This is a genomic window from Brachybacterium epidermidis (genome assembly GCF_015209585.1).
GTDB classification, from domain to species: domain Bacteria; phylum Actinomycetota; class Actinomycetes; order Actinomycetales; family Dermabacteraceae; genus Brachybacterium; species Brachybacterium epidermidis.
The window spans coordinates 22,100-47,568 of the sequence record NZ_JADEYR010000010.1; the positions used below are offsets into that span (position 1 = coordinate 22,100).

Here is a 25,469-nt window from a genome sequence, read left to right on the forward strand (position 1 = left end):
CGTGATCGATTTCCGATACCACCTGGTCTCCCTGATCTCGGTGTTCCTGGCGCTGGCCGTCGGCATCGTGCTGGGCGCCGGTCCGCTGCGCGAGAGCCTGGGCGCCCAGCTCGCCGGACAGGTGGAGCAGCTGCGCACCGAGCAGGACGACCTGCGCGCCGAGGCCGAGGACCTGCGCACCCAGAACGACCAGCTGGCAGGGTTCATCAACGAGATCGGGCCGGAGCTGGTGGCCGGGACCCTCGAGGACAACGACGTGGTGGTCATCAGTGACCACAACTCCACGCGCCAGGCAGTGCAGCACCTCACCAGCCTGCTGGAGCACGCCGGCGCCCGCTCCGTACCCCGGATCTCCCTGCAGCCGGCCCTGTGGGATCCCGCGGCCGAGCAGCGCCGCTCCGACGCCGTGGACTCCGTGGCCGGCATCGCCCCGGTGCTGCTGGATCGCGGCCTGGAGGACGACGAGCAGGTACCCGCCCTGATCGTCACCCTGCTCACCCAGGACTCCTCCGCCGAGGTCACCCCGGAGCTGCGCTCGCAGGTGTGGCAGGTCCTGATCGACAACCAGCTGGTCACAGTCGACGGGGACATCCCCCCGCGGGCCTCGGCGGTGGTGTACGCGGCCGCGGAGCCGTCCCAGTTCACCGTGGACAGCGACGACGATCCGACGGCAGCCGAACGGGCCCAGCAGCTGCTGACCGTGCAGTCCCGACTGCTGGCCACCCTGGCGCAGACGCGAACGCCGACCGTGCTGTCCGTGGCCACCCCGCACAACGACGGCACCGTGGGCATCCTGCGCAGCGTCCGCGGGGACAGCACCTTCTCCGAGCTGTCCACCACCGATCGGCTGCAGTCCGCCGACGGGCCGGTCCTGGCGGTGCTCGCCCTGATCGAGCAGGTGCGTGGAGGGGCAGGGGACTACGGCACCACCGCCGACGCCGATGCCCGGGTGCCGGGCCTGCCGGAGGCCACCCTGATCGACGAGCAGATCGAGGAGACCACCGGGACCGAGGGCACCGGTGCCGGCCCAGGGGACACCGACCCCGGCTCGCGGGAGCCCGCGCCCTCGGACGGAGGGGGAGCGGAGTGAACTGGCCCGCGCTGCGCAGCGAGCTGCGCCGCACCAACTACGCCGGGCGCCCCGTCACCCTCGCTGAGGGCGCTGCGGTGTCCGCACTGCTCGCCACGGGCACAGCGCTCGCCGGCAGCAGGCGAGACGCCCTCGTGCTGGGGGCGGTGGGAGCGCTGGGCCTGGCCGACGACCTGCTCGAACCGCGCCAGCGCCGCGCGGGACGACCGGTGGCCAAGGGACTGCGCGGCCATCTCGGCGCCCTGTGCAGCGGGCGACTCACCACCGGGGGCGCCAAGGCCCTCGGCATCCCGGCCCTGGCCCTGCTGGGCGCGGCAGCGGCACCCCGTCCACGACACGGCGCTATGGTGGCGGCCGACGCGATCCTGGTGGCCGGCTGCGCCAACCTGGCGAACCTGCTGGACCTGCGCCCGGGGCGCGCGCTCAAGGCGGTGATCCCCGCTGCCGCCGCACTCGCGGTCCCATCGGCATCGGCACCGGCCCGTGGTAGGAGGGACGCGGGGCAGGGGCATCCCTGCGGCGACCGCGACGCCAGCGGGCGGGCACTCGCGATCGCCGCCCTGGTGCCGGCTGCAGCTGCACTGCTGCCGGACCTGCGGGAGCACGGCATGCTCGGGGACGCCGGAGCCAACGCCCTCGGGGCCGCTGTCGGCCTCGCCGCCACCCGCCGTGCCCCGCGGCCGGTGCGACTCGGCCTGACCGGCCTGGTGGTGGCCCTCACCCTCGCCAGCGAGCGCGTGAGCTTCAGCGCTGTGATCGATCGCATCCCGGCGCTGAGAGCCGTGGACAGCTGGGGCCGACGGCACACACCCAGCGGGTCGGCAGAGGACCCTGACGCATGAGCGGCACCGAGCAGTCCCCCGCCACGGATCCCTCGCCCCTGGGCGGCACCGCCCGCGCCGTCCTGCGCGGCGCAGGGATCATCCTGGTCATCACCGTGGTGGCGCGGATCGCGGGCTTCGTGAGGTACCTGGTGTTCGGTGCCAGCGTGGGCGCCGGGGACGTCGGCACCGCCTACTCCACCGCCAACCTCCTCCCCAACGTCCTGTTCGAGGTGGTGGCCGGGGGCGCCCTGGCCGCTGTGGTCGTGCCCCTGGTCGCCGGTCTGGTCCCCGAACGGCAGGACCGCGACGGCCAGCAGCTGCCCGTGCACGGCACGGAGACCCCCACCCCGGGTGCCGCCGACGTGGCCGATGGGCGCGATCGCGCCGACCGCATCATCTCCGCCCTGCTCACCTGGACCCTGCTGATCACCGCAGCCCTGGCCGCCGTCGTGATCGTGCTCGCACAGCCGCTGACCGAACTGCTGCTGGGCAGCGAGGACATGGCCGGCCCGGGCATCGACCTGGGTGCTCGCCTGCTGCGCATCTTCGCCCTGCAGCTGCCTCTGTACGGCATCGCCGTGATCCTGGGCGCCTACCTGCAGGCGCGCAAGCGGTTCGTGTGGCCCGCACTGATGCCGCTGCTGTCCTCACTGCTGGTGATGGCCTCCTACCGCGTGTACGCCGCGATGGTGCCGCCGGTGGCGACCGCTTCGACGATCGATCCGCCTGCCGTGGGATGGCTCGGCTGGGGCACCACCGCCGGCGTGGCCGTCATGGGGCTCCCGGTGCTGATCGCCTCCCTGCACGCAGGCCTGCGGCTGCGTCCGACGCTGCGGATGCCCGCCGGGGTGGGCCGCCAGGCCCTGGCCCTGGGCGCCGCCGGGATCGGTGCCGTGGGAGCTCAGCAGGCCGTGCTGGGCCTGGTGCTGCTGCTGGCCATGGGCGCCGGAGGCACCGGCACCCTGCCCGTGTTCCAGTACGCCCAGGCCGTGTACCTGCTGCCCTTCGCCGTGCTGGTGGTGCCGCTGACCACCGCGGTGTTCCCCCATCTGGCCGAACTGCGGCTGGTGGGCGACCCGGTGGCCTTTGCCCGGGTGTCCTCCGCCTCCGTGCGCACGGTGATCCTGGTGGCGGTCGCAGGTTCGGCCATGCTGATCGCCGGGGCACCCGCCGTGGAGCAGTTCTTCCGGCTGGTCGACCGCTCCGGCGCGGCCGGCGTGGGCTCCACCTCTGCGGCGCTGGCCCTGGGACTGGCCGGCTACGCCGTGACCACCCAGTGCACGAGGGTGCTCTCGGCAGCGCTCCGCGCGCGGGATGCGCTGCTGGTGGGGTCCGTGGGCTGGGGAGCGGCAGCCGTGCTGATCCTGGTGGTCACCCTGCCCAGCCCGGGGCGCTCAGCAGCCGAGGCCGCCACCGCCTTCGGCATCTGCATCGCCATCGGGATGTCGCTGTCGGCCCTGGTGGGGCTGGGGCGGATCGCAGACGTGGTCGACCCCGGGGGAGACGCCCACCTGCTGCGGCGCACCTCCCTGATGGGCCCCGTGGCGCTGATCGCCGGAGCCGTCCCCGGCCTGCTGCTCGCCAAATGGCTGGTCACCTCCACCACCGGCATCACCGGATCCGTGCTGGCCGGCATCGGCGCGGGACTGCTCGCCGCGGTGCTCAGCGGTGCGGTGCTGGCAGTGACCGATCTGCCGCTGCTGCACCGCCTGCCCTCCATGCTGCGCAGGGGACGACAGCAGGCGCCAGCCCCGGCGCGCGGGAGCACCGCGTCATGACGGCGACCGACGGGGCCGCGGCCGGGAAGCGAGGGCCTGGAGGAGACCTCGCAGTGCTCCTGGTGCGCCCCCTCGCCACCGGGGGCCTGGCCGCGCACGTCGACCATGAGCTGCGCCTGCTGCGAGCCGCGGGACTCACGGTGCACGAATCCACCGTGCAGATCCCCGCGCGACCGCACCCCGCCACGGATCTGCGGACCGTGCGCACACTGAGGCGCGAGGCCCGCGCCCACCGCCCCGATGCAGTGCACGCCCATGGGCTGCGAGCCGGCGCACTGGCCGCCCTGGCACTGCCCGGCAGAGGGCGCCTGGTGGTCACCCTGCACAACCGCACCCTGGGCTCACGTGGAGTGCGTCTGATCGGAAGGGCCCTGCTGCGGATCATCGCGCGCCGGGCGGACACGATCCTGTGCGTCTCCCCGGATCTGCTCGAGGACGCCCGAGCCGCCGGTGCCGCGGACGTGAGGTACGCGGTGGTGCCGGCCCCGGAACACCCCGCCGCAGGCGAAGGGGACCCCGACCCCGTAGCCGGGGCACTACCGGTGTCTGAGGAGACACCAGTCCTGCCCGAGGCCGATCCTGCCCGCCTCGATGTGCTGGTGCTCGCGAGGCTGGCCCCGCAGAAGGGGCTGGACACTGTGCTCGATGCCGCCGCACTGCTGACCTCAGGGAGGGCAGGGGGCGCGGTCCGCATCCGCATCGCCGGTGAGGGACCGCTGCGGGCGCCGCTGGAGTCCCGGATCCGCCAGGAGCGCCTCCCGGTCGAACTGCTGGGCCATCGCTCGGACGTGCCCGCTCTGCTGGCGGCCGCGGACCTGGTGGTCTCGGCGGCGGTGTGGGAAGGACAGCCCGTGGCGCTGCAGGAAGCCCTGCGGGCAGGCCGCGCGATCGTGGCGACCGACGCCGGCGGGACCCGCTGGGTCACCGGTGATGCCGCCCAGCTGGTGCCCGTCGGTGACGCCGCCGCTCTGGCAGCTGCGGTGCAGCGGCACCGGGATCCCCGGGTGCGGCACGCCGCCGAACAGGCATCCCGGCTGCGCGCAGCCCAGCTGCCCACCGAGCAGGACCTGAAGCGCCAGCTGGTGGATGTGCTCGCGGGAGCGGACCGGCCGGGGTAGGGTGAGAGTCCGTGGCAGATACCAGCGCGAGCACTGAGCGGCCGAACATCCAGGCCCCCGGCACCGATCCCCGCGACACCCCTCCTGTCGAGGGCACCACGGATCCCCTGAGCGGTGTCCCGCCCACCACGGGCCCCATCCCGGGCATCGGCGGCGGCCCCTCCAGCAAGCCCTTCCGCAACCCCGGCACCACCCGCCACATCTTCGTCACCGGCGGCGTGGTCTCCAGCCTCGGCAAGGGGTTGACGGCCTCCAGCCTGGGCATGCTGCTGCGCTCGCGCGGGCTCCGGGTGACCATGCAGAAGCTGGATCCGTACCTCAACGTGGACCCCGGCACCATGAACCCCTTCCAGCACGGCGAGGTGTTCGTCACCGAGGACGGTGCCGAGACCGACCTGGACATCGGTCACTACGAGCGGTTCCTGGACGAGGACCTCACCGCCGATGCCAACGTGACCACCGGCCAGGTGTACGCCGGCGTCATCGCCAAGGAGCGCCGCGGCGAGTACCTGGGCGACACCGTGCAGGTGATCCCCCACATCACCAACGCCATCAAGGAGTCCATGCGCTCCCAGGCCGCCGAGGACGTCGATGTGGTGATCACGGAGATCGGCGGCACCGTGGGGGACATCGAGTCCCAGCCCTTCCTGGAGGCGGCCCGCCAGGTGCGCCAGGACCTGGGCCGAGACGACGTGTTCTTCGTGCACGTGTCCCTGGTGCCGTTCATCGGTCCGTCCCAGGAGCTCAAGACCAAGCCCACCCAGCACTCGGTCGCCGCGCTGCGCTCCATCGGCATCCAGCCCGACGCGATCGTGCTGCGCGCCGACCGCGAGCTGCCCGCCTCCATCAAGGCCAAGATCGCCTCGATGTGCGATGTGGACATCGACGCGGTGGTCACCTGCCCCGATGCGCCCTCCATCTACGACATCCCCCGGGTCCTGCACTCCGAGGGACTGGACGCCTACGCCATCCGGAGGCTGGACCTGCTCAGCCACGACGCCGACTGGAGCGTGTGGAACCAGCTGCTGCAGCGTGTCCACCAGCCGACCCACGAGGTCACCGTGGGCCTGGTGGGCAAGTACATCGATCTGCCCGACGCCTACCTGTCCGTCACCGAGGCGCTGCGGGCCGGCGGCTTCCACCACAGCGCCAAGGTCACGATCCGCTGGATCGAGTCCGACACCTGCACCACCGCCGAGGGTGCCCAGGAGCAGCTGCGGGACGTGGACGCGATCGTGGTGCCCGGCGGCTTCGGGGTGCGCGGTGTGGACGGGAAGGTGGGCGCTCTGCGCCACGCCCGCGAGCGGGGGCTGCCGGCCCTGGGCATCTGCCTGGGCATGCAGTGCATGGTGATCGAGCACGCGCGCAACCAGCTGGGCTGGGCCGATGCGCAGTCCACCGAGTTCGATCCGGCCACCGAGCATCCGGTGATCGCCACCATGACCGAGCAGGTGGGCATCGTGGCGGGTGAGGGTGACCTGGGCGGCACCATGCGCCTGGGTGCCTACGACCATCAGCTGGCCGAAGGCTCCCTGGCCGCCCAGGTGTACGGCACCACCCGGGTCTCCGAGCGCCACCGCCACCGCTACGAGGTCAACAACGCCTACCGGGATCAGCTCCAGGAATCCGGCCTGCGGATCTCCGGCACCTCCGAGGTGGCCGAGGGGCGCACCCTGGTGGAGTTCGTGGAGCTGCCCACCGAACAGCACCCGTACTACATCGGCACCCAGGCCCACCCCGAGATGAAGTCGCGGCCCACCCGCGCCCACCCCTGTTCGCCGGGCTGATCGGCGCCGCCCTGGACGCCCAGCGCGCGACCCGCCTGCTCGAGGTGGAGCCCGCACCCTCGACCCCCGCCGAGGAGATCGCATGAGCGCCGAAGATGCACAGCGGGAGCGAACAGTGCCGCAGCAGCTGCGGGACGAGCCCGATCCCCGCCAGCTCGCCCACCGCGAGGTTCTGCACCGCGGCATGGTGTGGGACCTGGTGCGCGACACCGTGGACTTCGCCCCCGGGGTGCGGTTCGACCGCGAGTACGTGTGGCACACCGGCGCGGTCGCCGTGCTCGCCGTGGACGGGCAGGACCGCGTCCTGCTGATCCGCCAGTACCGCCACCCGGTGGGGCACTCGCTGTGGGAGATCCCCGCCGGTCTGCTCGACCTCGACGGGGAGCCCCCCCACGTGGCGGCGGCCCGTGAGCTCACCGAGGAGACCGGTTACGAGGCCGGGCAGCTGCACACCCTGGTGGACCTGCGCCCCAGTCCCGGCGGGAACGACGAGGTGATCCGCGTCTACCTCGCCACCGAGGTGCGGGAGACCCAGGACGACTTCGAGCGCACCGATGAGGAGGCCGAGCTGGTCACCCGCTGGGTCCCGCTCAGCGAAGCCGTGGCCGCCGTGCTCGAGGGCCGCATCACCAACGGGACGACGGTCAGTGCGCTGCTCGCCCTGCAGTCCGTGCGCACCTCCCAGGATCGGCAGGGCGCGGATCCGCTGGGCCGGCTGCGCCCGGCCGAGGCGCCCTTCCTCACGCGACCGGGTCGGGACTGACCGGCACCGACCGCAGCGCTTCCACCAGGACCGGAGCGGTGAGCTCCGCCTGCCAGGGGCGAGCGCCCAGCGCGGTCAGCTGGTCCATCACCTCGGACTGCGAGCCTGCCTGCTCGTTCTCGAACACCCATTGCCGCAGCGCCGCCGGCTGCAGCAGGTTCTCGGGGGGGACCTGCACCCGCTCGGACAGGGCGGCGACGTGCTCGCGTGCCGCCCGGTAGCGCTCCCAGGCCTCCGGGTGCTTCTTGGACCACAGCTTGTGCGGCGGGGGATAGCTGGGCTCGTTGCGCTGGGGCAGATGGGCGGCCGGCAGTTCCAGGCCCGAGCGCGCCGCCTGCCACCAGGTGTCCTTCTTCCGCAGCCGGGCCGGCAGGGCCCTGGTGAAGCTGTCGGGCCCGCGGGGGGCCTCCTTGGCAGCGGCCACGATCTCGCGATCGCGGATTACCCGGTGCGGGGAGAGGTCCTCCCGCTGGGCGATCGCATCGCGTCGCTCCCACATGGCCCGTGCGGCTGCCAGCTGCCGGGGGGAGCGCAGAGCGCCCAGCCCGTGCATTGCGCGCCAGCGGCCCTGCCGGGAGGCGGGCTGCTCGCGGGTGCGCTCGTGCTCGAACTCCTGCCGGGCCCACTCGTCCTTGCCTGCCTCGCGCAGCCGCCCGGCCAGGATGTCCCGCACCTCCAGCAGCACCTCCACGTCCAGGGCCGCGTAGGTGAGCCAGCTCTCCGGCAGGGGCCGCTTGGACCAGTCCGCGGCGGAGTGCTCCTTGGCCAGGGCGAGGGACAGGGTGTCCTCCACCACGGCGGAGAGCCCCACCCGCTCCATGCCCAGCAGCCTGGCGGCCAGCTCGGTGTCGAACAGGCGCCGGGGGTGGAGTCCCAGCTCTGCCAGGCTGGGCAGATCCTGGCCAGCGGCATGCAGCACCCATTCCCGCTCACCCATCAGGGCCTGCAGGGTGGGCGGCACCGTGAAGGCGATCGGGTCGATCAGGGCGGTGCCCGCGCTGCGCGAGCGCAGCTGGATCAGATAGGCCCGATTGGAGTACCGGTAGCTGGAGGCCCGTTCGGCGTCCACCGCGATCGGGTCGTCGTCCCCGGCGGCCCGCTCGCACCAGGCCAGAAGCGGCTGGATGCGGTCGATCACCGGGACCAGGCCCTCGCGAGGACTGGTCAGCGGGGTGGCGGTGGTGCTGTGCTCGGGCTGGACCTCGCTCACCGCGGGTCCTCGCAGTCGTGCGGGGCGCGGGCCCGATGGGAGGGCACCAGCGGCGCCACCCTGGGCGGTGCCGGAGGAAGCCCGCCGGCGGCAGCGAGCATGGCCGCCCAGGCGGCGAAGTGCGGCGCCAGGTCCACGCAGCCGTCCTCGGTGCTCCCGCATTCCGGGGTCCAGGAGATCCGCATCTCCACATCCACCGTGGAGGGACGGTCCGCGAGGGCCCCGTAGGACTGGGAGACCACACGGGTGGCGGTGCAGCCCAGCTCCCGCGCCGAGGCGTCGTGCAGCTCGAGCGACTCGGTCACCCACGACCAGGCGACATCGCCCAGCATCGACTCCACCGCGAACTCCGGCTCCAGGCGTGCCTGCACCAGCACCACCATGCGCCAGGTGCCGTCCCAGGACTCCTGGCCCGCGGGGTCGTGCAGGATCACCAGGCGACCACTGGCCAGCTCCTCGTCCTCCATCACGATCTCCGCGGTGGCGGCCCAGGTGGAGGGCGCCATCCTGGAGGGAGCGGGGATCTCCCGCCACTCCACTTCTGGGCGCAGCGGGGCTGCGGTCATGGCGGAGACGGCGGCGCGAAACGTGTCGTCGCCGGAGCGGATTCGATGGACGGACACCCTGGGAGCGTATCGGCGCACCCTGCGCTGCCCGGGCAGGCGCGCCGGAAAGGCCCGGTGCGCCAGGTCAGCGGCCGGCCATGGGCCCGTCAGCCGTCCGTGTGCCGCAGGCTGATGGAGTTGATGCAGTAGCGCTGGTCGGTGGGCGTGGGGAAGCCCTCGCCCTCGAACACGTGGCCCAGGTGGGAGCCGCAGTTCGCGCAGCGCACCTCGATGCGGTGCATGCCCAGGGAGGTGTCCTCCAGCAGCTCGACCGCCTCGGAGTCGGTGGGGGCGTAGAACGCGGGCCACCCGCAGTGGGCGTCGAACTGGGTATCGGCGGTGAACAGCTCCGCTCCGCAGGCGCGGCAGGCGTAGGTGCCGGCGGGCCGCACCTCCTCGTACTCCCCGGTGAAGGGTCGCTCGGTGCCGCCCTGTCGCAGCACCTGGTACTCCTCGGGGCTGAGCTTCGCGCGCCACTCCTGCTCGTTGAGCGTGATCGGGTAGGGGCGGGAGCCGATGGGGTCGTGGGACATGTCAGGAGGTTCCGATCTGTGGGGAGCCGGGGTACAGGTGCAGCACGGTCGCGCTGAGGTGGTCCTCCAGGCGGTGCGCCCAGTCCTGGGCGAATGTCTCCTCCAGCAGCTGCGGATCGCTGAAGACGACCACCGTCTGGGTCTCGCAGCCCTCGGCGAGATGCGCGGAGACCACCTCGAGAGGGGCCTCGGCCGCGGTCCGACCCTCGACCGCACAGCCCGCGGCGGTGAACGCCTTGGACACCGAGGCCAGGACCTCCTCGGCGGTCGGCCGCTGGGATGACTCGGGATGCACCCGCTCGGCGACGGCGTCCCAGGCGCCCTGCAGGTCCAGCAGGCCCAGGCGGTCGATCACCTCGACCATCATGGGGCGGGTGAGCCGCGCGGGGATCACCACGTTGACGCTGAGCGCGCCCGGCGTCCCGACGTCACCGGGGGCGGGTGCGTCGACGGCGGGCTCCGAGCCGGGACCCAGGCCCAGGTACTCCAGGGCCCGCATGGCATCCGCAGGTGCGATCGGCACCTCGGAGAGGACCACGAACGAACTGCTCATGCCATCGATCCTATGCCTCCTGCTCCCGGCCTCCCACTCCCGGCATCCCACTACAGTGGGAACCATGCCCCTCCCGTGGTCAGGCCCACACTCCCGTGCGCTCCCGCTGCCGCTCCGCCGCGCCCAGGAACCGGTCGCAGAGCAGGACCGCTGGGGCGGGACCCTGCTGGTCGGCGGCATGATGGCCGCCGGCATGTTCACCCTCAGCGGCGGTCTGCTCACCCTGGGAGCACGGATCATGGCCAGGCTGCCGCTGGTGCCGCAGCAGAGCATCCGTCAGCGCCGGGCCATCCCCGTGCGCGCCGTCCACGCCGACCGCGTGCACCTGGACGCCGTCGGGGAGGCCACCCGCGACGGCTACCTGGCCCTGCGGCAGGCCGGAGGTGCCGCGCACGTGCGCCTGGGCCCGGTGACCTCCCGTCCCACCCCCACCACGGTCGCCCGGCCCCTGCTGGCCTCGGACGGCGAGGAGCCCCTGCGGGCCGATCCCGCCTCCGTCAACGGCTTCTACTGGTCCGGCTCCCCGCGCACCGCCCACGGATTCCCCACCGAGGAGGTGGAGGTCGACTCGCCGGTGGGGCGCATGCCCGCCTGGCTGGTGCGGCCGGACTCCGCGCGGGCCGGTCGGGCAGCGGGAGGGCCACCGGAGCCGGAGACCTGGGCGATCCTCGTCCACGGCCACGGCGCCACGCGCGGCGAGACGCTGCGCCTGCTGCCGCTGCTGCGCACCCTGGGCCTGACCAGCCTGGCGATCACCTACCGCAACGACACCGGTGCCCCGCCCTCCGCGGACCGCATGCACCACCTGGGCAGCGACGAATGGGAGGATGCCGAGGCCGCGGTCGAGTACGCCCTGGCGCACGGAGCGCAGCGGATCGTGCTGGTGGGCTGGTCGATGGGCGGGGGCATCGCGCTGCGCACGTCCGTGCGCTCTGCGCACCGCGAGCGGATCGCCACCCTGGTGCTGGACTCCCCGGCGGTGGACTGGCACGACATCCTCGGGTACCACGCCGCTTCGGTGCGAGCACCGATCCCGATGCGCCGCCTGGCCATGTGGATGATCACCTCACCGATAGGGGCGCGCGCCGTGCGCCTGCGTGAGCCCCTCGCGCTGCACGAGATGCGGCCCGAGTACTACGGGGAGAACCTCACCCACCCCACCCTGCTGCTGCACGCCATGGACGACGCGACCGTACCGCCCGGCCCCAGCCGCACCCTTGCGTCCATGAGGCCCGACCTCGTGCAGTTCGTCCCCGTCGAGGGCGCCTCCCACACCCGGGAGTGGAACCTCGACCCGGCGCGGTACGAGCGGATCGTGGCGCGCCACCTGGCGCGCACCCTCGAGCTCCAGGTGGACGTCGACACCCTCGAACTGCCGGTGCGGGACCCCGCGGCCCCGCCCCTGCCGGGCTCCACCGGTGAGAGGGTGTGAGAGCACCGGGGAGGGCTCAGGTCGCCCGTCGGTAGCGCGTGAGCGTCGCTGCGGTGCCCACCAGCAGCGATTCGAGCAGCCAGTGCTGCTCATGGGCGGGACCGTCGATCACCCGCGGGGAGGGCCCGCCCACGGTGCGGTGGCTGACGGAGAAGCACAGCTCGTCCAGCAGGCCCCGTGAGGCGAGCCGCCCCAGTGCGCTGGGCCCTCCCTCCGCCTGGATCCCGCGGAAGCCGCGCGCGACCAGGGCTGCCAGCGCCTCGCGCTCATCGGCCACGGCGATCACGTGCTCCGGGGGCATGCCGGAGCGCTCCTGCACCTGCTCCCTGCGGGAGGGCGGGCACAGCAGGTAGGTGGGCCAGTCCGCCTCGATGGTGGCGGGCAGGTCACCGCTGGTGGTCCAGATGGCCAGGGCCGGTCGTGGCGCTCCCGCGGGACGCAGCGAGGGCTCCAGCAGGTCCGAGCGGCCCCGGGGGCGCCGGTAGTCCTCGCAGCGCACGGTCTGCGAGCCCACCACCACCACGTCGGCCAGGGCCCGCAGCACCCCGAACAGGAACGAGTCGTCCGGATTGCGCAGCGATCCGCTGGTGCCGTCGGCCCCGGCGACCGCTCCGTCCACGGTGGTGTTCATCATCGCCCGCACCGTGACCCGGTCGGCGGGCACGGCGTACAGCTCGGCCAGCAGCGCGGCACCGGCCGCATCCTGCGGCACGGGGCGGGGCTCGGGCATCGGCGCACCCTCGCGCCACAGCAGGTGCAGGGGGGAGTCAGTGGGCATGCGCACACCCTACGAGCTTCCTGCGGGACTACCACCCGGCCGCGCCGCCGGCGCACCTACACTGGCCCGCGTGACCCCCGCGCTCGCCGACCGCAGACCCGAGCCCACCCTGGAGCGCCTGCTGGCGGACCTGGTGCCCCCACCGCGGTTCGCCGATGCCCGCCTGGCCACCTATGAGCCCGATCCCGCGCACCCCTCCCAGGCGGAGGCGAAGGAGCGCATCAGCGCCTTCGCCGCACAGATCGGCGGTGAGAAGAAGGGCGGTCTGCTGGACCGACTGGGGCTGGGCGGCAAGCGCCGTGCGGAGGCCGCGCGCGGCATCTACCTGGACGGCGGCTTCGGGGTGGGAAAGACCCACCTGCTCACCTCCCTGTTCCATGCGGTGCCCGGCAAGCGCGTGTACGGCACCTTCGTGGAGTACACCAACCTGGTGGGGGCCCTGGGCTTCCAGAAGGCGCTGGACCAGCTGGCGCAGTCGCAGCTGGTGTGCATCGACGAGTTCGAGCTCGACGATCCCGGGGACACCCTGCTGATGACCCGCCTGATCCGCGAGCTGTCGGACCAGGGCGTCGCGGTGGCCGCGACCTCCAACACGCTCCCCGAGGCGCTGGGGGAGGGCCGTTTCGCCGCCCAGGACTTCCTGCGGGAGATCCAGTCGATGGCCGAGCGCTTCGAGGTGATGCGCATCGACGGCGAGGACTACCGTCGCCGCGACGGCGCCGTCAACATCCGCGCCCTCCCGCAGGCTGCGGTCGCAGCCCACGCCCGGACCGGGTCCGGCGCCACCCTGGACTCCTTCGACGAGCTGCTCGCGCATCTGGCCCGGGTCCATCCCTCACGCTACGGCGCGATGATCGACGACGTCACCTGTGCGCACCTGACAGGGGTCCGTCGGGTGGATTCGCACAACGACGCCCTGCGCCTGGTGGTGCTGGTGGACCGGCTGTACGACCGGAAGGTGCCGGTGCTCGTCTCCGCGGCCGACGGCGGTGATGTCCTCGAGCACCTGTACTCCGAGGATCTGCTGGGCAGCGGGTACCGCAAGAAGTACTACCGCTCCCTCTCGCGCCTGGCGTCCCTGGCCACCGACGGGGCCGCCCTGGTGGAAGCCGGGGGCGACCCTTCCTGAGCGTCCGCTGCGCGGCGCGTGCCCGCAGCGCAGTGCCGCCGGCTCACACGGCTGCGGAGCCGCACCATGGGGATCAGCCGGCAGCTCGGGATGCGTGGGCGGGCAGGCCCGGGTCATCCCGCCATCAGCTGCGGGTCACCACCACGCCGGGCCCGTCCAGGTGCAGGCCGGCCGTCTGGTCGACCGCCACCTGACCGAAGGCGGCCAGCACCTCACGGGGCGCGGAGCCCGTCTCCAGCCCGCCGTCGCCGCGATGGGCGAGGATCTCGATGCTCCCGCGACGCAGCAGCACCGCGTCCTCGGAGAGCACCTCCGCCTCGACACGCTGCAGATCGGGGTCCCGCAGCTCGGGGTGCTCGCGACGCAGTGCGATCAGGGCGCGGTACCAGGTGAGCATGCGGGCGTGGTCGCCCTCGGTGCGCTCTTGCCACTGCAGCATCGACTGCTCGAAGGTACCGCGGTCCTGCGGGTCGAACACCTGGTCCGCCCAGCCCATCGCCGCGAATTCCTCGGCGCGGCCCGCGCTGACCAGCGCACCCAGCTCCTCGTCGTGATCGGTGAAGTACGCGAACGGCGTGGAGGCCGCCCACTCCTCGCCCTGGAACAGCATCGGGGTGCCCGGGCCCAGCAGCACCAGGGCGATCGCCGCGGCATGCCGGGCGGGGTCCAGGCCGTGGTGGATGCGGTCTCCGCGGGCCCGGTTGCCCACCTGGTCGTGGTCCTGCAGGAACGTGACGAAGGAGTGTCCGTCGTAGTGCGGTGAGGCCGGGTCCACCGGCGCACCCCACTGCCTGCCGCGGAACGAGGACCAGGTGCCCGTGTGCCGGAACATGCCGGTGAGCACGCGCGTGAGCACCTCGGAGCTGCCGAAGTCCGCGTAGTAGCCGCGCTGCTCGCCCGTGAACCAGGCGTGCACGCCGTGGTGCACGTCGTCGGCCCACTGCATGTCCATGCCGAGACCGGAGGCGGAGGTGGGGGTGACGGTGGCCGGTTGGTTCCGGTCCGATTCCGCGATCAGCGTCAGCTCGCGTCCCATCTCCTGCGACCACGCGTCCACGGTGTCGGAGAGCTCGGCCAGGAAGTGCCGGGAGGATCGGTCGCGCAGCTCGTGCACGGCGTCCAGGCGCAGGCCGTCCAGTCCCATGTCCACCAGCCAGTGCCGCGCCGATCCCAGCAGGAAGTCCCTCACCTCGCGGGCGGACTCCTGGTCCAGGTTCACCGCCGGGCCCCACGGGGTCTGGTAGGCGTCGGTGAAGTACGGACCGAACATGCCCAGGTAGTTGCCGGCCGGCCCCAGGTGGTTGTGCACCACGTCCAGCACCACCGCGAGACCGCGCCGATGGGCGGCCTGCACGAAGCGGGCCAGGCCTGCGGGGCCCCCGTAGGAGGCGTGGGTGGCGTACAGCCCCACTCCGTCGTAGCCCCAGCCGCGGTCACCGGGGAATGCGGCCACGGGCATCAGCTCGACCGCGTCCACCCCCAGCTCCACCAGCTCGTCGAGCCGCTCGATCGCCGAGTCGAAGGTGCCGCCGCGACCGTCCGGGCCGGGCGTGAACGTGCCCACGTGCATTTCGTAGAGCACGGCGCCGCGCAGGCTGCGGCCGCTCCAGTCGGTCTCCCGTTGCAGCAGCGCGGGGTCGATCACCTCGCTGTCGGCGTGCACCCCGTCCGGCTGGGACAGCGAACGCGGGTCCGGCAGCCAGGGGCCCTCACCGTCCAGGCGGAACGCGTAGCGGGCGCCAGGGGAGGCGGGCACGCCCGGCAGGCGGTGCCACCCGCCGGGTGCGGCTTCCATCGCGTGCTCGGTGCCGTCGATGCGGATCTGCACGCGGGAGGCCGACGGGGCCCACACCTCGTAGCGGTCGTGTCGCCTGGGGGCCACGGGGCTCTCAGGATGGGGGCGGTCGCTGTCGGTGGGCGTCATGCCGTCCTCTCGGGGTCGTCCTGCTCGTCATCGGCGGTACCGGTGGTCGCGGGCTGCTCGCCGCTGCGCACCAGCAGCGCCACGGGCCAGTCGCCCAGCAGCTGGGACAGCAGCAGCTGTCCGCCCTCGTGCTCGACGCCGGAGAGGGCATCGCGCCAGCGCCCCTCGGGCAGAGCGATCCAGGCATCGCCCCAGCCACCCCGCTGGGACAGTGCGTGTGCGAGCCTGGTCGCCACGGTCACCGCCTCCAGTGGGCCGTCCCCGTGGGCGCGGCCGAAGGCGAAGGCGTGCCCGGTGGTGGTGGGCAGCGGCCGATAGCTCGCCTCGCGTCCCCGGAACAGCTCGGGCCGCTCCCGGCGCAGGGTGAGCGCGCGGTGGGTGAGCCAGAGCTTCTCGTCGCCGATGCCGTCGGGGCCGGCCCCGTCGATCATCCGCTCCAGCCGCTGCTGGTGCAGGGCATGGTCCACGGGGCGGCGGTTGTCGGGGTCCACCAGGGATAGGTCGATCGTCTCGTTGCCCTGGTACACGTCCGGCACGCCGGGCATGGTCAGCTGGATCAGCTTCTGCCCAAGGATCGCGGAGCGCTGGGAGGGCAGGGTGCGGCGTGTCCAGTCGGTGAGGATCGCATCGACCTCGTCGCTGGCCAGCGCGGCGCGGCCCAGTTCGAGCACCTGGTTCTCGTAGTCGCCGTCCTGCTCGGTCCAGGTGGTGTGCACCTTCGCCTCGCGCATCGCCTTCTCCAGGTACCCGTCCAGGCGCTCGACGGTGATGCGTTCCGCGCCGGAGCCGGGCAGGTCCCAGCAGCCCGCGAGGGTCTGCCACAGCAGCAGCTCCATCGCACCGTCGACGCGGTCGCCGCGGTGCTCGGCCGTGGCCTGGTCCAGCGCCTGCACCGTGAGCGCCCACTCCAGGGGGAGCTCGGTGAGCACGGCCAGGCGCGCCCGGACGTCCTCACTGCGCTTGGTGTCGTGCGTGGACAGGGTGGTCATCGCATCGGGGCGGGTGCGCAGCATGGTGGCGGCGTGGTCGTGGACCGCATCGGGCTCCACCCCGATCCGATCCGGGTCCGAGCCCACCTCGTTGACGGCAGCGAAGCGGGTGAAGCGGTAGAAGGCGGTGTCCTCGAGCGCCTTGGCGTGGACCGGGCCGCAGGTCTGGGCGAAGCGCACGATCACCTCGGCCCGGTCGCTGCTCGCGGTGCGACCGGCACTGCCGATCTCGTCACCGCACACCAGCGCCACCACGATCTCCAGGGTGGCCACCACGTCCTCGTCCTCGCCCAGGGCGTGGCGCGCCCGGGCAGCGGCCTGCTCGATGACCGCCCGCTCCGAGCCCGGGGCGGACTCGCCCGGGACGATGTACGCCCGGTACCGGTCCATCGAGCTCAGCAGCGCCACCACCACGCGCTGGATGTTGCGCCGCGTGGTGTCGCGCAGGCGGATGTCCTCCTGGCAGATTCGGTGGATCAGCGCGGTCAGGCGCTCGATCTCCGCCCACAGGCTGGTGGTGACGATCAGCTCGGTGGACTCCTCGGCCACCTCCTCGAAGGGTCGCTGGTCACCGGTGCGGCGCTGCCACAGATGAGTGAGCCCGAGAGCCCCGTGCGGCTCGTGGAACAGGCCGCCCACCCGCCACAGGGCGTCATAGCCGGTGGTGCCCGCGCAGGGGAAGTCCCCGGGCAGCTGCTCCTCGCCCTCCAGGATCTTCTCCACCACGGTCCACGCCCCACCGGTGGCGCGGTCCAGATCCCGCAGGTACCCCCGAGGATCGGCCAGGCCGTCAGGGTGGTCGATGCGGTAGCCATCGATGATGCCTTCGGACTGCAGGCGCAGCAGGGTGGCGTGGGTCGCCTCGAACACCTCCGGCAGCTCCACCCGCACCGCGGCGAGCGTGTTCACGTCGAAGAACCGCCGATAGTTCAGCTCCTCGTCGGAGACCTTCCAGTAGGCCAGGCGGTACCACTGGCGATCCAGCAGATCCGCGAGCCCCAGGTGCTCGGTGCCCGCCGCGACCGGGAGCACGTTGTCGTAGTACTGGACCACCTGCTCCTGGAGAACGGTGCCATCGGGCTGGGGGATCTCGGCGGTGCCCACGGTGATCTCGCCATCGGCCAGCACGGCGCCGATGGGGCGGCCCAGCACGGGCACCAGCACCGACAGCTCCGCGGAGGCGTCGAGGTCGAACCAGTCCGCGTAGGGGGAGGCTGGCCCCTCCTTCAGCACCGACCACAGGGCGCGGTTGTGCCAGATCGGCGTGGGGATGGCCATGTGGTTGGGGACCACGTCGACGATCAGCCCCATGCCATGTGCGTGGGCGGCATCGGCGAGGCGACGCAGGGCCGCCTCACCGCCGATCTCCTCGCTGATGCGGGTGTGGTCCACCACGTCGTAGCCGTGCACGGAACCCGGTGCGGCCTGCAGCACGGGCGAGCAGAAGATGTGCCCCACGCCCAGGCGTGCCAGGTACGGCACCAGGTCGGCGCCGTCATCGGCCGTGAAGCCGGCGTGCAGCTGCAGCCGGTAGGTGGAGGTCGGGACGGTGGACTGGGAGGGGTGGGTCACGCGGTCTCCTCCTGGGAGGTGGTCAGGCGGGGCGCGGCCGGCTCATCCGCGGGGACGGACCGGCCGCGCGTCGAGTCGGCGAACTCAGGCCAGCTCGGGCTTCTCGAGGTCCTCGATCGCGGTCTCCTCGGGGTCGCTGCCGGCCGGGGGGCGCAGCAGCACCAGGAAGGAGTGCGAGGGACGGGTGATGGACTCGCCGGCGGCGATCTCGGCGCCCACCTCGAGGGTGCCGCCGGTGCCCACCTCCACGGTCCACACCTCGCCGTGGTCCTTGCCCGGCAGCGTGAAGATCACGTCATTGCCCGAGGCGTTGAACAGGATCAGGGCGGAGTCATCCACGATCTGCTCGCCGCGCTCGTTGGGCTCAGGGATGGCGGAGCCGTTGAGGAACACGGTCAGGCACTTGTTCTGCGGCTGGTCCCAGTCCTCGGGGGTCATGGGTGTTCCATCGGTGCGCAGCCATTCCACGTCCGGCAGGTTCGAGTCGACGTCCTCACGCACCACGCCCTGGAGGAAGCGGCGACGACGGAAGATGGCGTGCTCGCGGCGCAGCGCGATCATCTCGCGGGTGAACCGCAGCATCTCCTGCTGGGTGCGGTCCAGGTTCCAGTCCATCCACGACAGCTCGTCGTCCTGGCAGTAGGTGTTGTTGTTGCCCTGCTGGGTGCGGCCCATCTCGTCGCCGTGCAGGATCATCGGCACGCCCTGGCTGAGCAGCAGCGTGGCCATGAGGTTCTTGGCCCGGCGCTCCCGCAGGGTCAGCACGTCCTCGTCGTCGGTGGGGCCCTCCGCGCCGGAGTTCCAGGAGCGGTTGTGGCTCTCCCCGTCGTTGCCGCCCTCACCGTTGGCCTCGTTGTGGCGCTCGTTGTAGGAGACCAGGTCGTGCAGGGTGAAGCCGTCGTGCGCAGTCACGAAGTTGATCGACGCGATCGGGGTGCGACCGGTGTGCTGGTACAGGTCCGAGCTGCCCGCCAGGCGGGAGCTGAACTCGCCCAGCACGCCGGGCTCGGAGCGGTGGAAGTCGCGCACGGTGTCGCGGTAGCTGCCGTTCCACTCGGACCACAGAGGCGGGAAACCGCCCACCTGGTAGCCGCCCTCGCCCAGGGCCCACGGCTCGGCGATCAGCTTCACCTGGGAGATGACCGGGTCCTGCTGGATGATGTCGAAGAACGCCGAGAGGCGGTCCACCTCATGCAGCTCGCGGGCCAGGGTGGAGGCCAGATCGAAGCGGAAGCCGTCCACGTGCATCTCGGTGACCCAGTAGCGCAGCGAGTCCATGATCAGCTGCAGCACGTGCGGGGTGCGCATCAGCAGTGAGTTGCCAGTGCCGGTGGTGTCGTAGTAGTGGGCCTTGTCCTCCTCCACCAGGCGGTAGTAGGCGGAGTTGTCGATGCCGCGGAAGCACAGGGTGGGGCCCATGTGGTTGCCCTCGGCGGTGTGGTTGTAGACCACGTCGAGGATCACCTCGATGTCCGCCTCGTGCAGGGTCTTCACCATCTGCTTGAACTCCTGGACCTGCTGACCGGTGTCACCGGCGTAGGAGTACTCGTTGTGGGGGGCGAAGAAGCCGATGGTGTTGTAGCCCCAGTAGTTGCGCAGGCCCTTCTCCACCAGGTGGCCGTCCTGGACGAACTGGTGCACCGGCATCAGCTCCACGGCGGTGACGCCGAGGGACTTCAGGTGCTCGATGATCGCGGGGTGGCCCATCGCCACGTAGGTGCCGCGGATCGACTCGTCGATGTCCGGGTGCTGCATGGTCAGGCCCTTGACGTGGGCCTCGTAGATGACGGTGTCGTGGTAATCGTGGGCCGGCGGGTGGTCGGTGCCCCAGTCGAAGTAGGGGGAGACCACCACGGAATGCATGGTGTGCGCGGCCGAGTCCTCGGTGTTGCGCTGTGTCGGGTCCTCGAAGTCGTAGCTGTACAGCGAGGGGTGATTGGTGGCCATCCCGGCGATCGCCTTGGCGTACGGGTCCAGCAGCAGCTTGCTGGGATCGCAGCGCTGCCCATTGGCGGGATCGAAGGGGCCGTGCACGCGGTAGCCGTACCGCTGCCCTGGCTGCACCGATGGGAGGGAGATGTGCCACACGTATGCGTCCACCTCGGTCACCTCGATGCGGCGCTCCGTGCCGTCCTCGTCGAACAGGCACAGCTCGACGCGCTCGGCGGCCTCGGAGAAGAGGGCGAAATTGGTGCCTGACCCGTCGAAGGTTGCACCCAACGGGTAGGACTGTCCGGTCCAGATCTGCATGGGGTCAGAGTAACCGGCGGTCGCTGGGGGATCGCCCCGGTGACCGTCCTACGGGCCCGGACGAGCGCAAGATCTCCTCCCGGGCGTGATCCACCAGGCGCCAGGTGGTGTGCGGGAAGAGGTCCTGCTTGGATGCCCGCTCGCACCGAGCCCGACTCTCAGGGAGCTCCGGGGAGGTGCGCGAGGTCGTCCCGCAGGGCGCGGAACCACCGGTACTCGTACTCGGAACGAGGAACCCGCAGCGCGTCCTCGCACCAGAGCGCGAGCTCCTCGCCGCTCCAGTGCCCCTGCCTGAGGAGGGCAGGGATGACGAGCGTGCGCAGCCCGTGTCCGTGGCGGTCCGTGTTCGTCTCGTCGATCTGCGCAGCCGAGGCGCCCTTGACGCCCGGCACCTGGAACAGCAACGGAAGAGTGGTGCGGATCAACACGGGGCGGGCCTCGAGGTAGCGCAGCAAGTGTGACCCGGAGGACTGCGGCGCCGACGAGATCAGCGCCAGCACGGCCCCCTGCTGGGCCGGGGGAGGGGTAAGCCCCCGGTGCGCCCAGTCGAACATTGCCTCGATGCCGAGGTTGGCATCCACGGCCCTGGGTCGCCGAGCGAACCGGGCCGACCACTCCTCGACGAACACCGGCAGGTCGCGGGGGAACAGGCGGGGGACCATGTCCCGGGTGACGCGGAGATTCAGGGGGTTCACCTTTGCGGCGGCAGCCGGACCTGACGCGGCGATCAGCCGGACCACGTCGGCGGCGTCATGGTGGCTGTCGAGCTCCCCGTTCCAGTGGTCAGGATCCTCCGCTCCTCCCGGGGCAGAAAGGATTGCGCGTGCCGAGGGTGTCAGGGACCGGCCGATCCTGTGTCGTGCGGCGAAGGGAAGCGTCTCGAGGATCTCGACCAGGGTGTGGGCCCGGCCGTCGCGCAATGCACTGCGAGCGCTCTCGAGGATGGATCTTGCGTGATCGGGGTGGCTCATCGGGCGATCATCTCCATCGATGCGTCATGGCGCCGAACCATCTGGTGGGCGATACTGGGATCGAACCAGTGACCTCTTCCGTGTCAGGGAAGCGCGCTACCGCTGCGCCAATCGCCCGCGGGGTGGGACCAGTGGTCCCACCCTGCCGCGCCCGGAGGCGACGGTGGAGGTGGGTACGGGATTCGAACCCGTGTACACGGCTTTGCAGGCCGTTGCCTCGCCTCTCGGCCAACCCACCACGATGCTTGCGCATCTTATGGAAAAGGCGCTCCCGACAGTGATGTCGGGTGCGCCGCTCCCGGAGCGGACGACGGGACTCGAACCCGCGACCCTCACCTTGGCAAGGTGATGCTCTACCAACTGAGCCACGTCCGCAATGCGTTGTCCACGGTTTCCCCGGAGGGACTGCGTGAACCTCGCCGTGGGCGATACTGGGATCGAACCAGTGACCTCTTCCGTGTGAAGGAAGCGCGCTACCGCTGCGCCAATCGCCCGCTGGTGTTTCCACCCTCGGTGCCCGCCCTCTCAGGCGGACCTCCAGAATATTACACGCTTCTGGCGGTGACCCGTGCATCTGGGGGTGTGAGCTACGCCCCGTCGGCAGTCGACTCGGCTCGTGGGTGCTGACCCTGCACGGTGGGGGTCCTTCTATGACGGGTGTGCCGGCGGCCGCGACAGGCGTGCCGATGGCCGCGCCGCCCGGTGACCTCTGCCACGAGGGGCCGCATGCGTTTGCGCACTGAACCGCGGGAGCACTAGGGTGTTCCTTCGTCGGCTTGGCCGATGCGCGGACGTGGCTCAGTTGGTAGAGCATCACCTTGCCAAGGTGAGGGTCGCGGGTTCGAGTCCCGTCGTCCGCTCCATCTCCCCAGCACCCTCGGGTGCACGGGCGATTGGCGCAGCGGTAGCGCGCTTCCCTGACACGGAAGAGGTCACTGGTTCGATCCCAGTATCGCCCACCCATGAGAACAGCCCCGGCTCCGGCCGGGGCTGTTCTGCATTCCCCGACGGCGCGGTTCTGGAGCCGACTGATCCATGGCTGCCCATGGGTTCAGGCTCTTGCGGCCCCTTGTCATGGCTCGGGTTCTCACGGCTCCTTGTTCTCCGGCGGCTCCTGGGCCCCTTCTGCCCCGTGGCCACTGGCGCGATACCGCGGCGTGATCGGCCCCGCCGCCTGCCTGTCGCGAGATGGCGACATAGGATCGCGGCACGGCGACGGCGGTGCGACAGCGCTGCCACACCGCGCCGATAGCGTCGAGAGCAAGCGGACGGCAGGGGGCCGTCCACTATCGCCCGAGGAGGCGCATCATGAATGCCACAGCACGCAGCACATCCCGCATCGTCCGCGGCCTGGCCGCCGCGAGCCTGATCACCGCACTGGCGGCCGGGTGCCAGTTCGGCATCGGGGAGGACGAGCAGCCGACGGGCGGCTCCGATCCCGCCGTCGAGCAGGGCAAGGACCCCGCAGGCGACGGCTCCGAGACGGATCAGCAGGATCCCCAGGCCTCCGACGGCGGGAGCGAGGGGGGCGGCGACGGCACGGCGGGCTCCGATGAGGAGGACGCGGTGGTGGACGACGACGCCGCTGCGGCAGGCGTGGACCTGAGCGGCCTCGGGGAACCGGCGGCCACGGCAGAGATCCCTGCCACCGTCGAGGGCAATGACGAGGCGACCATGACCGTGGAGCTGTTCGGCCTGGAGCGGCGCGACGACACGGTGGTGGCCACCTTCGCCTTCACCGTCAACAGCGACACCGGCTCCCAGGACGCGCGACAGCTCTACCACTTCCTCGGCAACACCGGATGGCACCCGTACGCCATCGACACCGTGAACCTCAACAAGCACGGTGTGCTGGGCGGGGCCAAGGTCGGCCAGACGGACTACCAGAGCATGCGCTTCAAGCCCGGTCAGACCTTCTACGCCTACGCCTCCTTCGCCGCCCCGCCGGAGGACGTCACCGCCATGGACGTGATGATGGTCGACGGTGCACCGATGGCCACGGGGGTGGAGATCCGATGAGGCGCACGGGAACGAGACCCCTCGGCGTCGCCGCGCTGTGCGCGGCACTGCTGATCGGCGCGGGGGCCGCGCGGGCCGATGACGTCATCTCCCTGGATGCCAACATCACCGCGATGGACCGCAACGTCACCCCGATCGACGACCGGGTCACCGAAGGGGGCACCACCACCATCACCCTCGAGTCGGACGTCCTGTTCGACTTCGGCTCGGCCGAGCTGAGCGAGGCAGCGCAGAAGAAGATCGGTGAGCTGGTGGGGGAGATCCCCGAGGGCGGAGCCGTCTCCGTCGACGGCCACACCGACGACGTCCCGTACCACCGCGGCAACGACGTGCTCTCCCAGGAGCGCGCCCAAGCGGTGGCCGATGCGATCGCCGCCGCCAGGCCAGATCTGGACCTCACGGTCACCGGTCACGGCGACACCGATCCCGTCGCCCCCAACAGCAAGGGCGGGGAGGACAACCCGGAGGGCCGCGCCGAGAACCGCCGCGTCGAGATCCGCTATGACGGCTGATCGTCCCCGCATCCTGCTGGTGGATGACGACGCCACCATCCGCGAGCACCTCACCGGGGTGCTCGAGCGCAGCGGCCTGGACGTCGAGCCGGCGGCCGATGGCGCCCAGGCCCTTCGCAGCATCGAGGCGAGCACCCCGGACCTGGTGATCCTGGACGTGATGATGCCGGTGATGGACGGCCGGGAGGCCCTGCGCCGCATCCGGGCGGGTCACGACTGGCTGCCGGTCATCCTGCTCACACAGGTGGGGGAGAGCTTCGAGCGTGCCGCAGCCCTGGACGAAGGGGCAGACGACTACCTCAACAAGCCCTTCGACCCGCAGGAGCTGCTGGCTCGGATCAGGGCCGTGCTGCGCCGCAGCAGCCGGGGCTCCGTCCCCCTCAGCGCCGCCCAGGCGCTGAGGGCCGGGGCGCTGCGGATCGACCGCCCGGCGCGGCGGGTGTTCCTCGGCGATATCGAGAAGCAGCTCACCCCCCGGGCGTTCGCCCTGCTGGAGTTCCTCATGTCCCATCCGGACGAGGTGTTCGGCCGCGAACGCCTGCTGCAGACGGTGTGGGGGTTCGACGCCATCGTCACCAGCCGTGCCGTGGACCACCGGGTGGCGGAGATCCGCCGGGTCCTCGGCGAGGACGCCGCGGCCGCCTCGTACGTGGAGACCGTGCCGGGGCTCGGCTACCGCTTCGTGCATCCGGTGGAGCGCGGATGAGCGCGAGGACGCAGGAGGATCTGAGGATCCTGGCCGGCGCGGTGATCGTCCCCGCCGTGCTGGGCCTGGCGCTCTCGGTGATCTGGTGGGCCGCCGGTGGTGACGGGACGTTCTACATGACGGTGTCCCTGCCATGGCTGCCGTTCGCCGTGGGCCTACTGATCAGTGCCCTGCTGCTGCCGGCGCTGGTGACCCTGATCGCGATGCACCGTCACGTCGAGCAGGTGCGCCGCCGCACCGTCCAGGAGCAGACGGCCAGCAGGCGCCGACTGCTCGCGCGACTGGACCACGAGATCAAGAACCCCATCCAGGGGATCCGTGCCGCGCTCGCCGACGAGCCCTCGGAGCGGCAGCGCGCCAGCATCGACGCCCAGTCACAGCGCCTGACCAGTCTCCTCGGGGATCTGCGCAAGATCGGCGAGGTGGAGCACACCGCGCTCGAGCTCACCACCATCGATCCGGCAGCCCTCGTCGAGGAGGCCGTCGCCACCATCACCGAGGCTCCCGGCGCCGGCGAACGACGCATCGCCGTGTCGCTGCCCACCGCTCCGCGTCCGCTCCCGCCGATCGTGGGGGATGAGGACCTGCTTTTCCTGGCACTGGTGAACGTGCTGACCAACGCCGTGAAGTACTCCGCCCCGGGGGACGCCATCGAGGTGCGGGGCCGCGCCGCCGAGGACGTGGTGGTGTTGGAGATCGCCGACACCGGACGCGGCATCGCGCCCGAGGAGCTGGACCTGGTGTGGGAGGAGCTGGGGCGGGCCCAGGAGGCTCGCTCCGTCGAGGGCTCCGGCCTGGGCCTGCCGATGGTCCGCGCCATCGTCGAGCGCCACGGCGGGACGGCGCGCCTGGACTCCTGGCACGGGGAGGGATCCACGCTCCCCCTGAGCCTGCCCGCCGCTGGACCGACGGCGGGTGGCTGAGAG

At 71.8% G+C, this 25,469-nt stretch carries 20 protein-coding genes, 6 tRNA genes and 1 pseudogene; 14 read left to right on the plus strand and 13 right to left on the minus strand.

Going from position 1 to position 25,469, the window contains the following annotated elements; all coding sequences use genetic code 11:
- Position 1 precedes the first annotated feature (1 nt).
- From IOE58_RS09620 to IOE58_RS09645, 6 genes and pseudogenes are all read left to right on the plus strand, one after another.
- On the plus strand, positions 2-1,090 hold the full coding sequence (locus IOE58_RS09620) for a copper transporter (protein WP_193866178.1): 1,089 nt from the start codon (positions 2-4) through the stop codon (positions 1,088-1,090).
- Positions 1,087-1,932, plus strand: a complete 846-nt coding sequence (locus IOE58_RS09625; RefSeq protein WP_193866179.1) for a hypothetical protein — start codon at positions 1,087-1,089, stop codon at positions 1,930-1,932. Before IOE58_RS09620 ends, IOE58_RS09625 begins: the two co-directional genes overlap by 4 nt.
- Positions 1,929-3,692, plus strand: a complete 1,764-nt coding sequence (murJ, locus tag IOE58_RS09630; RefSeq protein ID WP_193866180.1) for a murein biosynthesis integral membrane protein MurJ — start codon at positions 1,929-1,931, stop codon at positions 3,690-3,692. The genes IOE58_RS09625 and murJ overlap by 4 nt, the downstream gene beginning before the upstream one ends.
- Positions 3,689-4,810 carry a glycosyltransferase gene (locus IOE58_RS09635; RefSeq protein ID WP_193866181.1) on the plus strand — a complete coding sequence of 374 codons (1,122 nt, stop codon included), beginning with the start codon at positions 3,689-3,691 and terminating at the stop codon, positions 4,808-4,810. The genes murJ and IOE58_RS09635 overlap by 4 nt, the downstream gene beginning before the upstream one ends.
- A 146-nt stretch (positions 4,811-4,956) precedes the next feature.
- A pseudogene (locus IOE58_RS09640) lies at positions 4,957-6,683 on the plus strand (CTP synthase).
- Positions 6,680-7,360 carry an NUDIX domain-containing protein gene (locus IOE58_RS09645; protein WP_193866182.1) on the plus strand — a complete coding sequence of 227 codons (681 nt, stop codon included), beginning with the start codon at positions 6,680-6,682 and terminating at the stop codon, positions 7,358-7,360. Before IOE58_RS09640 ends, IOE58_RS09645 begins: the two are co-directional and overlap by 4 nt.
- Here the strand turns inward: IOE58_RS09645 and IOE58_RS09650 are convergent.
- From IOE58_RS09650 to IOE58_RS09665, 4 genes are all read right to left on the minus strand, one after another.
- Positions 7,338-8,570 carry an HRDC domain-containing protein gene (locus tag IOE58_RS09650; RefSeq protein ID WP_259890951.1) on the minus strand — a complete coding sequence of 411 codons (1,233 nt, stop codon included), beginning with the start codon at positions 8,568-8,570 and terminating at the stop codon, positions 7,338-7,340. The two genes, IOE58_RS09645 and IOE58_RS09650, sit on opposite strands and share 23 nt — an antisense overlap.
- On the minus strand, positions 8,567-9,193 hold the full coding sequence (locus IOE58_RS09655) for a DUF3000 domain-containing protein (RefSeq protein WP_193866183.1): 627 nt from the start codon (positions 9,191-9,193) through the stop codon (positions 8,567-8,569). The genes IOE58_RS09650 and IOE58_RS09655 overlap by 4 nt, the downstream gene beginning before the upstream one ends.
- A gap of 89 nt (positions 9,194-9,282) precedes the next feature.
- Entirely contained in the window at positions 9,283-9,708 is a 426-nt protein-coding gene (gene msrB / locus IOE58_RS09660; RefSeq protein WP_193866184.1) for a peptide-methionine (R)-S-oxide reductase MsrB, read from the minus strand.
- Between the two features lies 1 nt (position 9,709).
- Positions 9,710-10,261, minus strand: coding sequence for a hypothetical protein (locus IOE58_RS09665; RefSeq protein WP_193866185.1), 552 nt, complete (start codon positions 10,259-10,261; stop codon positions 9,710-9,712).
- Between the two features lie 64 nt (positions 10,262-10,325).
- Between IOE58_RS09665 and IOE58_RS09670 the strand changes: the two genes are divergently transcribed.
- Positions 10,326-11,693, plus strand: a complete 1,368-nt coding sequence (locus tag IOE58_RS09670; RefSeq protein WP_193866186.1) for an alpha/beta hydrolase family protein — start codon at positions 10,326-10,328, stop codon at positions 11,691-11,693.
- 16 nt (positions 11,694-11,709) lie between these two features.
- On the opposite strand, the gene IOE58_RS09675 is transcribed toward IOE58_RS09670, so the two are convergent.
- A complete protein-coding gene (locus tag IOE58_RS09675) occupies positions 11,710-12,471 on the minus strand; it encodes a dihydrofolate reductase family protein (protein ID WP_228019569.1) in 762 nt (253 codons plus the stop codon).
- A gap of 70 nt (positions 12,472-12,541) precedes the next feature.
- On the opposite strand from IOE58_RS09675, the gene zapE reads away from it, so the two are divergent.
- Entirely contained in the window at positions 12,542-13,600 is a 1,059-nt protein-coding gene (gene zapE / locus IOE58_RS09680; RefSeq protein ID WP_193866187.1) for a cell division protein ZapE, read from the plus strand.
- A gap of 124 nt (positions 13,601-13,724) precedes the next feature.
- Here the strand turns inward: zapE and treZ are convergent, their stop codons facing one another.
- The 8 genes from treZ to IOE58_RS09720 form a co-directional block, all read right to left on the minus strand.
- Positions 13,725-15,524: a malto-oligosyltrehalose trehalohydrolase gene (gene treZ, locus IOE58_RS09685; RefSeq protein WP_193866188.1), complete on the minus strand. Its 1,800-nt coding sequence runs from the start codon at positions 15,522-15,524 to the stop codon at positions 13,725-13,727.
- Positions 15,521-18,085, minus strand: coding sequence for a malto-oligosyltrehalose synthase (treY, locus tag IOE58_RS09690; RefSeq protein ID WP_193866189.1), 2,565 nt, complete (start codon positions 18,083-18,085; stop codon positions 15,521-15,523). Before treY ends, treZ begins: the two co-directional genes overlap by 4 nt.
- A gap of 84 nt (positions 18,086-18,169) precedes the next feature.
- Entirely contained in the window at positions 18,170-20,335 is a 2,166-nt protein-coding gene (glgX, locus tag IOE58_RS09695; RefSeq protein WP_193866190.1) for a glycogen debranching protein GlgX, read from the minus strand.
- Between the two features lie 158 nt (positions 20,336-20,493).
- A complete protein-coding gene (locus IOE58_RS09700; RefSeq protein WP_193866191.1) occupies positions 20,494-21,306 on the minus strand; it encodes a hypothetical protein in 813 nt (270 codons plus the stop codon).
- A 42-nt stretch (positions 21,307-21,348) separates the two neighbouring features.
- Positions 21,349-21,423, minus strand: a tRNA-Val gene (locus IOE58_RS09705).
- Between the two features lie 47 nt (positions 21,424-21,470).
- Positions 21,471-21,544: transfer RNA gene (locus IOE58_RS09710), tRNA-Cys, on the minus strand.
- A gap of 64 nt (positions 21,545-21,608) precedes the next feature.
- Positions 21,609-21,681 (minus strand) — tRNA-Gly (locus IOE58_RS09715).
- A 47-nt stretch (positions 21,682-21,728) separates the two neighbouring features.
- Positions 21,729-21,800: transfer RNA gene (locus IOE58_RS09720), tRNA-Val, on the minus strand.
- 293 nt (positions 21,801-22,093) lie between these two features.
- Between IOE58_RS09720 and IOE58_RS09725 the strand changes: the two genes are divergently transcribed.
- The 6 genes from IOE58_RS09725 (at position 22,094) to IOE58_RS09750 (ending at position 25,466) form a co-directional block, all read left to right on the plus strand.
- Positions 22,094-22,169: transfer RNA gene (locus IOE58_RS09725), tRNA-Gly, on the plus strand.
- Positions 22,170-22,193: 24 nt separating this feature from the next.
- Positions 22,194-22,265, plus strand: a tRNA-Val gene (locus tag IOE58_RS09730).
- Between the two features lie 349 nt (positions 22,266-22,614).
- Positions 22,615-23,325 (plus strand): hypothetical protein, encoded by a 711-nt coding sequence (locus IOE58_RS09735; protein WP_193866192.1) that lies wholly within the window; start codon positions 22,615-22,617, stop codon positions 23,323-23,325.
- Positions 23,322-23,837: an OmpA/MotB family protein gene (locus IOE58_RS09740; protein ID WP_193866193.1), complete on the plus strand. Its 516-nt coding sequence runs from the start codon at positions 23,322-23,324 to the stop codon at positions 23,835-23,837. Before IOE58_RS09735 ends, IOE58_RS09740 begins: the two co-directional genes overlap by 4 nt.
- Positions 23,827-24,543 carry a response regulator transcription factor gene (locus tag IOE58_RS09745; protein WP_193866194.1) on the plus strand — a complete coding sequence of 239 codons (717 nt, stop codon included), beginning with the start codon at positions 23,827-23,829 and terminating at the stop codon, positions 24,541-24,543. Before IOE58_RS09740 ends, IOE58_RS09745 begins: the two co-directional genes overlap by 11 nt.
- On the plus strand, positions 24,540-25,466 hold the full coding sequence (locus IOE58_RS09750) for a sensor histidine kinase (protein WP_193866195.1): 927 nt from the start codon (positions 24,540-24,542) through the stop codon (positions 25,464-25,466). The genes IOE58_RS09745 and IOE58_RS09750 overlap by 4 nt, the downstream gene beginning before the upstream one ends.
- Positions 25,467-25,469: the final 3 nt, after the last annotated feature.